We start from the raw sequence: 7744 nt of genomic DNA, 5'->3' as shown, positions 1-7744 counted from the left end.
CCCCGACTACCAATCTCAAAACGGCAGACTCTCGTTATGAACGAGGGACGATCGGGGGGCAGGTCAGCCGCAAAGCAGGATAGCATGCGATGGCAATGATGCCATGCGACATCTGCAGATCATCAATGCTTGGGTGGCCATGGCATATTGAAGGCAGAGCCCAAATACGCCATCGGCGCATTGCTTTGCCCCCCTGCGAGGGCTGAATTGCATCGAGCCTTGGGATCATGGCGTTCGAACCCGGGCCGGCTTTTTATCTGGGCAACAACGCCGACAGAATATCGTGCAGATGGGGCGTTCCGGAGGCGTGCCAGCCAAGGCGTTGCAAATGCCCGGTTTCCATCACGCTCACCTTGCCGGGGTCCGCGCGGAGGGGGAGAGGATGGCTGATCCCGCCAAGCCGAGCGAATTGCGCCAGCATGTCGCGTCGGTCCAGCACCACGCCCGAAATGTTGAAGACCATGGGCGCCAGTGCCTCCGGCGGGGCGAGGGCGATGATGCTGACGGCCTCGGCAAGGTCATGGGAATGGACTTCGGTCGCGACGCGAGGGGTGATGGATCGGCCCTGCGCGTAATCCTGCAAAAGCTGCGCCCATTTATGTGCAAGGCCCGGAACCGGCAGGCCGCAGACACCGGTCGCGCGCAGGCTTGCCACTGCCAGGTCAGCCGAAGCCATCCGGGCCAGCGCGATCTCTGCGCGAAGCTTGACCTCGCCATAGAGGGTGTCCGGGCGGGGGGGCAGATCCTCGTGCAGAATTGTTCCGGGCGGATAGTCGCCATAGACCGCGCGCGACGACAGGAACAGGATGCGTGGGACACCGGCATCGCGGGCTGCGGCAAACAGGCGGATCGTGCCATCCAGGTTGCGACGCAGGAATGCCTCCGGCGCATCGCCCTCTCCGCCGCGATAGTGGCCGGGAACATGGGAGAGGGCGGCGTGAACCAGGACATCCTGGCCGCGCAGGTCCGGTGCGCCCCGGTCCAGATCGAAGGGCATGAAATCGGCCTTGTCGTGCCGGGAGGGGCGGCGCCCTAGCGTCAGGACATCGTGGCCCGACAGGATCAGGTGGTCGACAATATGGTGGCCGACAAAGCCGGTCGCTCCGGTGACGGCGAATTTCATCGCGGCGATGGCAAGTCTTGGACCGAGGGAACCGGACCGTCGCCCGCAAAGGCAGACCATAGATCGATCAGTGGCTTCAGCGCCTCTGCCTGAGGATGCGGCGTCATCCACGGTTTTTCGTATTGAAAGTGCAGGACTCGGATCGACGACCAGTTCCAGAGGTCCGGCAGGTTCAGCCAGGCATATTGCAGCATGTTGTCAAAGACCGGCAGCCCATGCCAATCGGGAAAGAAGCTTTCAAGGAAGGTCTGGTCGGTGCGACGCCAGAAAGCGCCCGGCGCATCAAGACGGACAAGCATCCGATCGAAGGTCGCCCGGTTGGGCCTGGCCGTGAAGACCCCCGAATTCAAACGGTGAAAATCGGCCAGCGATTCATACACATTGGGCGCCGCCGAGAATTCGGGATAGTCGAACAGGCGGTCTATGTTCTGCAGGACCAGCGTGTCCGCGTCCAGGAACACGATCCGCCCATAGTCCAATTGCCACAGGCGAAGCTTGGCGAAATTGTCCAGCGGCGTGTGGAACGGGGGTTTCTGCCCCTTGGTGAAGGGCGCCCGGTCGTGAAGCGCGGATTTCGCATGGGCATGGTTGAAAGCGTCCGAGGTCGGCAGCAGTTCGACCGGGACAAGACGCACGTCGAATGCCGCAAGCGGTGCCAGCGCGCTGGCGGGCACGCCTGCGGTGTGCATCACGACAATATCCGCCCTCGTCCCACTGAGGCGGAGCGAGCGCACAAGCGCGCGCGCGCCCAGGGCGAAATCCGCGTTCGTCACCAGGGTGACAAAGGCCGCGTCCCCCTGCGCCCGGCCGGACGGTCCCGTCACGAGACCGACTTCAGCTTGCGCCCTTCGGGATCACGTTCGACCTTCGCAGCCAGATCCCGCGTCCAGGCGGACACGGCCGGCACGCGGCTGCGATCGATCCGGTGAGAGAACTTGCGCGCGACCTCCACGACCTCGCCCAGCAGACCTTCGGCCAGCGTCGTGGGCGTCAGCCCCAAGGCAAGGAACTTGCGGTTGTCGACGACAAGGTCGTTCTCGGCGGCCTCGGCGCGGGGGTTCGGCAGATGGGTCACGCGGGCGCCCGTGACCTTGGCGACCAGCCCGGCCAGATCGCGGACGCGATGCGTTTCGGTCATCTGGTTGAAGATCTCCACCCGCTGGCCCGCCTGGGGCGGTGCCGCAAGCGCCAGCTCGATACAGCGCACGCTGTCCTGGATGTGGATGAAGGCGCGGGTCTGTCCGCCGGTACCGTGGACGGTCAGCGGATAGTCGATGGCCGCCTGGATCAGGAAGCGGTTCAGCACCGTGCCGTAATCGCCGTCATAATCGAACCGGTTGATCAGCTGCGGATGACGGCGGGTTTGGTCGGTATGGGTGCCCCAGACGATGCCCTGGTGCAGATCGGTGATCCGAAGCCCGTCGTTCTGGGCATAGAACTGGAACAGGATCTGATCGAGGCTCTTGGTCATGTGATAGACCGAACCGGGCCGCGTCGGATAGAGGATCTGCTGCGGCACCTTCGCACCGTCCGGCCGCGTGATGTCCACGTCCAGATAACCTTCGGGGATCGTTGCCCCGACGCTTGAATAGCCATAGACACCCATCGTGCCCAAGTGGACGACATGGGCGTCGATGCCGCTTTCCACCAGCGCCGCCAGCAGGTTATGCGTGGCGTTGACGTTGTTGTTGACGGTATAGACCTTGTGCCGGTCGGATTTCATCGAATAGGGCGCTGCGCGCTGTTCGGCGAAATGGATGATGGCATCGGGGCGGTGTTCGATCAACCAGGCCTTCACGCGCTCGTATTCTCCGGCAAGGTCCAGCAGGTGAAAATGCAGGCGGCGGCCGGTCAGGTCATGCCAGATGCGGCAGCGTTCCTGGATGGAATCCATCGGGGTCAGCGACTGCACGCCCAGTTCCGTGTCGATCCAGCGTCGTGACAGGTTGTCGATGATGTGCACTTCATGTCCGAGGTTGGACAGGTGCAGCGTCGTGGGCCAGCCGACAAAGCCGTCCCCGCCAAGAATCGCAATCTTCATAGGGCGGTTCTCCTTCATATGCGGGCCAACGGGTTCAGCTTGGCGGACAGCCAAGACCCTGATGCCTGGTGGCGCTGTTACCGGGAATTGATATCCGCTTTCGTCCCACGGGTGAAGTCTCTGCGAATGCATGCACGCCACGGCGATCTGAATAGCCGGTGTGCAAGACAGATCGGTGACAGGGCTTGGGCGGTCGACAGCAAGGTCCGGGATTTCACCAGCGGTGCGTTGGGCATGGCGGCGGAATGGTCCTGCATCGGGCTGATGTGAAGGGCATGAAAACTGCGGGGTCGGCTCGGTGTCAGGGAACTGGGGCCGAAGGTTCGTGCTTTAGGATGGATGAAAGATCATGTGCACAAGGCTCGGTTCGATCGGCTTGATCGGCTTTCCAAACGTCTGGATTCGGTGTTCCGGATACCCGGCACCCGTTTTCGGGTCGGCTATGACGCGATTGCGGGTTTGCTGCCGGGAATCGGCGATGTCGCGGCGATGGTGCCGGCGGTCGTAATCATCCTGGAAAGCTATCGCATGGGACTGCCGGGGCACAAACTGGCCAGGCAGGGCATCAATGTCGCGGTGGACACGACAATCGGCAGCATCCCCGTCCTGGGCAGTTTCTTCGACGCGTGGTACAAGTCCAATCTCCGCAATGTCGACATCCTGCGAACCCATCTTGAAAGCGTCAGCCCCGACGGAATCGGCGCGCGCTAACAGGATGGCCGGACCTGTCACGGGTTTGACAGGCCCGAAACCGGCTGATCAGGGTTCCTTCGCAGGCCCTCCACAGTTTATCGACCGGCACTGGCTGTGCGTTGCAGACCAATGGCTTTTGCCGCCGACAAAATTGCCGCGTCCGTTCCTTTCGCGCCGATCATCATCGTCAGCGCCCAAGGCTTTCCACCCCAGTCCGAGGGAAGGCTGATCGCGCATCCATCCACCAGATTGACCAGGGACGTGTTGCGCAGCATCGCGGCGTTGATACGGTCGAAATCCGCCTCGGTTTCGTCGATGCGGGGCGGCATCATCTGCAGCGTCGGCGCAAGCATGGCGTCAAAGCCCTCCATTAACACCGCGAAATGCGCGACGATCCGGGCACGTTCGGCATAGGCATCCGCGATCTGGCTGTCCGAAAGCGTTTCGGCAAAACGAATGCGCGACAGCACGCGCGGATCGCCGATGCTGCCCAGTGTTTCCAGATCATCCGCATAAAGTCGATGCGCTTCGACCGCGACGATGATCCGGTTCAGACCCACCGATGCGCCGATCAGGGTCGCGTCGACGGGCACCAGGCGGTGGCCTGCTGCCCTCAGGCGGTCCTGTTCGGCGGCAAACCAGGCGGCGATCTCAGATGAGAGGTCGTTGACGAAACCGCCATGGGGCAGGGCCAATGTCAGGGGGCCGTCGGACGTGGGGGGCAGGGGCGATCCTGCCATGACCTCAAGCATCTTGCGCAATGTCGCATGATCGCGCGCCATCGGTCCGGGCGTGTCATAGCTGGGTGCCAGCGGATGGACGCCGGTGTCGGGGATCAGGCCCTGGCTGGGCTTCATGCCCCAGATGCCATTGGCCGCGGCCGGAATGCGCAGGGACCCGCCCGTATCCGTGCCGATGGCGGCATCGGTCAGCCCCAAGGCCACGCCCACCGCACCCCCCGAAGACGAACCGCCCGGAATGACACCCTTCGCCAGCGCGCTGGAGGGGGTGCCGTGATGGGGGTTCAGCCCCACCCCCGAATAGGCGAATTCCGACATCGACGTGCGCCCGAACATCACGGCGCCGGCCTTGCGCAGCCGTTCCACGGCGACGGCGTCGTTTTCGGCCGGCGCGCGTCGGGCCAGCAGGCGCGACCCGGCGCTGGTGACCTGTCCCGCCTCGTCGAACAGGTCCTTGACCGAGATCAGCGTCCCCAGCAGGGGCAGATCCTCGCCCGCATCGTGGCGGGCCTGCTGGCGGCGTGCCTCGGCGCGGATGCGATCGGGGTCAAAGGACACGAAGATTGCGCGCCTTTGCGCATCGGGCAGGTCGGCGACGCGGGCGATCGCGGCGTCGACTTTATCGGCCAGCATGCTCATGCGACCTCGGCCAGGGTTTCGGTGGCGTAGTCGTGGGTGATCTTACGGCCCTTGGCGGGATCGGACATGGCCATGCGGAAGTGGCTGGCAGGACGGACCCCGCCCTTCGCGCCGAAGGTGCCGCACATCATCGCGACCGCCCCGTCGCGCGCCAGGTCATCCAACCCGGCCGACGCGATCAGATCCGTCAGGGGCCGGATCGCGGAGAGGCTGCCTTGCTGATAGGGGACCCATTCGCCATCCTCATGGATCCAGCTTTCCAGCACGATCTCGTCTAGGCGGTCCGCGACGCTCTCCCATTCCCACAGCTGATCCGCGCAGGGCTTGGCGCAGATCTGCTTGGACAGCGCCACCGAATGCGCCTCGAGCGCGCGGTCGGTATGGTCCGATCCCAGCCCCAGCCAGCGCCGCCCCCCGGCCTGCACGACCAGCGGTTCGACCTCGCCCGAGCTGTCGCCGCCCACCACCTGGATGCGGGGCGATTGGGTCAGCAGCCCGGCCGATGCGCGATAGAACAGCGGCGTGGCCGAAGGCGGCGTGACGCCGATCGCGGCCAATTCGTCGATATGATGCTGGATGGCCGCCTGGTCGCGTCCGGTCCACCCGGCGACAACCAGATGGGCCAGTTCGATGTCCAGCCATTGGCCGTTGCAATTGAAACGCATGGTTCAGTCCTTTCAGAACGCAGAGGGCAGCCACAGGGCCAATCCGGGCACCGCGATCAGCGCGGCGACCATCAGCGCCATGACGGCGACATAGGGAATGACGCCCATGATGACGTCTTTGATGGACCCGCTTTTGCGGGCGCCCTGGACCACGAACAGGTTCAGGCCGACGGGCGGCGTGATCAGGGCCATCTCGACCAGCACGATCATCAGGATGCCGAACCAGACCTTGTCATAGCCAAGGCCGGCCATGATCGGCACGACGATGGGAATGGTGGCGACCATCAGCGCCAGGGTCTCGATGAAGAAGCCCAGCACCACATAAAGGGCAATGACCAGCAGCAGGGTGCCGAAGGGCGACAGGCCGGACCCACCGATCAGCGCCGTCAACTGGCGTCCCAGACCCGCCGATGTCATGGCGAAGTTCAGGAAATAGGCGCCGACGATGACCAGCATGATCATGGCCGAGATGCGGATCGTGCCCTCCAGCGCCTCGGCCACCGATTTCAGGGTCAGCCCGTCGCCAAAGGCCGCAATGACGACCGCCATGGCGACACCGATGGCCGCCGATTCCGTCGGGGTCGCCCAGCCTGCATAGATCGAGCCGATGACGACCCCGAACAGCACGATGATCGGCAGCAGTTGTTTCAGGCTGATCAGCCGCTCGGACCAGCGGAAGCTGCGCGACGGACCGCCAAGCGCGGGCCGCATCATGCAGATCGCCACCGTCACCAGGATGAAGAACAGCGCCAGCAGCAGACCCGGAACCAGGCCGGCCAGGAACAGCTGCGGGATCGATGTTTCGGTCAGGAACCCATAGACGATCAGGTTGATCGAAGGCGGGATCATGATGCCCAGGGTGCCGCCCGCCGCGATGGCGCCGGAAAACAGGCGCGGGTCGTAATTCAGCCGCTCGGCCTGCGGCATGGCGACGGTGGCGACGGTCGCCGCGGTGGCCACCGAGGAACCGGAGGTGGCCGAGAACATCGTCGCCGTGGCGATATTGGCATGAACCAACCCACCAGGCAGCCATGACAGCCACTTGTCCAGCGCCGCATAGGTGCGTTCCGCCACCCCGCCGCGCACCAGGATCTCGCCCAGAAGCACGAAGAGGGGGATGGCGATCAGCGTGCTGGATGCCGATGAGGACCAGACCATCTGCCCCATTCCGCGCAGCAGCGGAAAGGCGGAATAGAACTGGCTGACGCCCACGCCCAGCAGGAACAGCACGATCCCGACCGGGATCGACAGGGCCATCAGGCCCAGCAGAGAGATTGCGACGGTCCAGATCATAGCTCGACCTCCGTGCCGATCCCGATGGCGGCATCCATCTCCTCGCGGCGCCCGGCGACCAGATAGGTCAGGGCGATCAGGGTCAGCGCCGTGGCGGTCACGGCGAACCACAGCCAACCGGCGAACCAGATGCCCTGGGGGATCCACAGGGGCGTTTCCAGGGGCGTGTTGGCGCGCGACCCTTGGGTCAGGGTGCGCGACAGGACAGGCCAGCTTTGAAATGCGACCAGCAGGACGATCGCGTTTGTGACGACCATCGCAAAGATGTCCATCACCGCGCGTCCAGTCTGCGCCAGCTTCAGCCGGATCACGTCGATGCGGACATGCGCGCGCTGGATCAGCGCGCATGCCAGGCCCCAGCTGGCCACGGCGGCCATGACATAGCCCGAGATCTCGTCCGAGCCCCCGAGCGAGGCGCGGCCGAATCCGCGCAGGGCGACATCCGTCAGGATGAACAGCACCGTCAGCACCAGCGCCAGACCCAGCACCAGCGCCACGAAACGGTTGGCGCGCCGAAGCGCGCCATAAAGGTGATCGACCATCCGCATGA

Annotated in this window: 8 protein-coding genes; 1 reads left to right on the top strand and 7 read right to left on the bottom strand. The window is 64.4% G+C overall.

Annotated features, from left to right (window positions below; translation table 11 throughout):
* Positions 1–253 precede the first annotated feature (253 nt).
* From DKT70_RS12945 to DKT70_RS12935, 3 genes are read right to left on the bottom strand one after another with little or no spacing between them, the layout of a single operon-like run.
* The gene (locus DKT70_RS12945) at positions 254–1123 is read right to left on the bottom strand and encodes an NAD-dependent epimerase/dehydratase family protein (RefSeq protein ID WP_111559528.1); all 870 of its coding nucleotides are present in this window, start codon (positions 1121–1123) and stop codon (positions 254–256) included.
* Positions 1120–1947 (bottom strand): glycosyltransferase, encoded by an 828-nt coding sequence (locus DKT70_RS12940; protein ID WP_233490572.1) that lies wholly within the window; start codon positions 1945–1947, stop codon positions 1120–1122. Before DKT70_RS12940 ends, DKT70_RS12945 begins: the two co-directional genes overlap by 4 nt.
* Entirely contained in the window at positions 1944–3164 is a 1221-nt protein-coding gene (locus DKT70_RS12935) for an NAD-dependent epimerase/dehydratase family protein (RefSeq protein ID WP_111559527.1), read from the bottom strand. The genes DKT70_RS12940 and DKT70_RS12935 overlap by 4 nt, the downstream gene beginning before the upstream one ends.
* A gap of 405 nt (positions 3165–3569) precedes the next feature.
* Here DKT70_RS12935 and DKT70_RS12925 point away from each other — a divergent pair, with 405 nt between their 5' ends.
* On the top strand, positions 3570–3875 hold the full coding sequence (locus DKT70_RS12925; RefSeq protein ID WP_233490571.1) for a DUF4112 domain-containing protein: 306 nt from the start codon (positions 3570–3572) through the stop codon (positions 3873–3875).
* Positions 3876–3952: 77 nt separating this feature from the next.
* Here the strand turns inward: DKT70_RS12925 and DKT70_RS12920 are convergent, their stop codons facing one another.
* The 4 genes from DKT70_RS12920 to DKT70_RS12905 are packed head-to-tail and all read right to left on the bottom strand — an operon-like array spanning position 3953 to position 7736.
* Entirely contained in the window at positions 3953–5230 is a 1278-nt protein-coding gene (locus DKT70_RS12920; protein ID WP_199559595.1) for an amidase, read from the bottom strand.
* A 2-nt stretch (positions 5231–5232) separates the two neighbouring features.
* Complete coding sequence (locus tag DKT70_RS12915) at positions 5233–5901, bottom strand: DUF2848 domain-containing protein (protein WP_111559523.1); 669 nt, start codon at positions 5899–5901, stop codon at positions 5233–5235.
* Positions 5902–5913: 12 nt separating this feature from the next.
* Positions 5914–7194, bottom strand: coding sequence for a TRAP transporter large permease (locus DKT70_RS12910; RefSeq protein WP_111559522.1), 1281 nt, complete (start codon positions 7192–7194; stop codon positions 5914–5916).
* Positions 7191–7736: a TRAP transporter small permease subunit gene (locus DKT70_RS12905; protein ID WP_233490570.1), complete on the bottom strand. Its 546-nt coding sequence runs from the start codon at positions 7734–7736 to the stop codon at positions 7191–7193. Before DKT70_RS12905 ends, DKT70_RS12910 begins: the two co-directional genes overlap by 4 nt.
* Positions 7737–7744: the final 8 nt, after the last annotated feature.

The organism is Paracoccus sediminilitoris (assembly GCF_003259195.1).
GTDB classification, from domain to species: Bacteria; Pseudomonadota; Alphaproteobacteria; order Rhodobacterales; family Rhodobacteraceae; genus Paracoccus; species Paracoccus sediminilitoris.
This window is presented reverse-complemented; position numbering and strand designations above follow the sequence as displayed.

Coding starts and splice junctions, on each gene's coding strand:
- DKT70_RS12945 (WP_111559528.1), bottom strand. CDS start 1,123: ATGAAATTCGCCGTCACCGGAGCGACCGGCTTTGTCGGCCACCATATT.
- DKT70_RS12935 (WP_111559527.1), bottom strand. CDS start 3,164: ATGAAGATTGCGATTCTTGGCGGGGACGGCTTTGTCGGCTGGCCCACG.
- DKT70_RS12920 (WP_199559595.1), bottom strand. CDS start 5,230: ATGCTGGCCGATAAAGTCGACGCCGCGATCGCCCGCGTCGCCGACCTG.
- DKT70_RS12915 (WP_111559523.1), bottom strand. CDS start 5,901: ATGCGTTTCAATTGCAACGGCCAATGGCTGGACATCGAACTGGCCCAT.
- DKT70_RS12910 (WP_111559522.1), bottom strand. CDS start 7,194: ATGATCTGGACCGTCGCAATCTCTCTGCTGGGCCTGATGGCCCTGTCG.
- DKT70_RS12905 (WP_233490570.1), bottom strand. CDS start 7,736: ATGGTCGATCACCTTTATGGCGCGCTTCGGCGCGCCAACCGTTTCGTG.